This is a genomic window from Falsirhodobacter sp. alg1 (assembly GCF_000739715.2).
Lineage (GTDB): Bacteria > Pseudomonadota > Alphaproteobacteria > Rhodobacterales > Rhodobacteraceae > Falsirhodobacter.
In genome coordinates this window covers 1-684 of sequence record NZ_BBJC02000069.1, presented here as the reverse complement: position 1 = coordinate 684, position 684 = coordinate 1, and the positions used below count along the sequence as shown (strand labels likewise).

General features: G+C 61.1%; 3 protein-coding genes and 1 pseudogene. 3 read left to right on the top strand and 1 reads right to left on the bottom strand.

Annotation, left to right across the window (positions count from 1 at the left end):
• Positions 1-244: pseudogene (locus TR36_RS15240) on the bottom strand (alpha/beta hydrolase-fold protein); the annotation flags it as partial.
• Positions 245-283: 39 nt separating this feature from the next.
• Here TR36_RS15240 and TR36_RS16385 point away from each other — a divergent pair.
• The 3 genes from TR36_RS16385 to TR36_RS16375 all read left to right on the top strand — a co-directional run.
• Positions 284-451, top strand: coding sequence for a TIGR02186 family protein (locus tag TR36_RS16385; protein WP_370553454.1), 168 nt, complete (start codon positions 284-286; stop codon positions 449-451).
• Complete coding sequence (locus TR36_RS16380) at positions 432-557, top strand: hypothetical protein (RefSeq protein WP_255357368.1); 126 nt, start codon at positions 432-434, stop codon at positions 555-557. The genes TR36_RS16385 and TR36_RS16380 overlap by 20 nt, the downstream gene beginning before the upstream one ends.
• A partial coding sequence (locus TR36_RS16375; RefSeq protein WP_255357367.1) for a TIGR02186 family protein occupies positions 502-684 on the top strand: 183 nt, incomplete at its 3' end. The genes TR36_RS16380 and TR36_RS16375, both read left to right, overlap by 56 nt.

The window sequence follows — 684 nt, the reverse complement described above, 5'->3', positions numbered from 1 at the left end:
GAGATTGCCTGACGGCCCGGATCCAGCGAAAAGCTGCGAAAGACCAGCTCGGGCAATTCCGTTGCTACGTAGTCCCACATCCGGAAGGCAGGCGCCCACGGATTTTCGGTCGCGTTCACGTAAAACCCTGCGCCCTGCCCCAGATCCATGGCCGGATCATCGGCAACTCCATCCCCCGCGGCGAGGTATCGGGAAAGATCAGCGCAATGCCTTCTTCCGCCGCCCATTTCTGCGCACCGGCCTTCCAAACGGGAATCCCCGCCCCGCCGGTGGACCGCTGGAGGTGATCGTGGCCGTCGAAGGGCCGCATACGCCTGTCGTGGTCCGCCGCAAGGACCGGACATTCGGCATATGGATCAATAATGAATCGGTTCGCATCGACAGCGCGCCCANGCTTCTATGCCGTTGCCACCACCGGCCCCCTTGCCGATATCCTGAACCAGACGGATGATCTGCGCCACCGTATCACCATCCAGCAGGCGATCCGGTCGGTCGGGATCAGTGCCGAAACCGACGATCCGCAAAGTTTTTATCGATGCGCTGCTGCGGATCCGTGAGAAATCGGGGAAATTCCGTATCAACGAAGGCGCCGTACGGCTGGATCAATCCACCCTGTTCCGCACCGATGTGGCGCTGCCTGCCAATCTGGTCGAAGGGCAATACCGCGTCCGCATTTTCCTGACA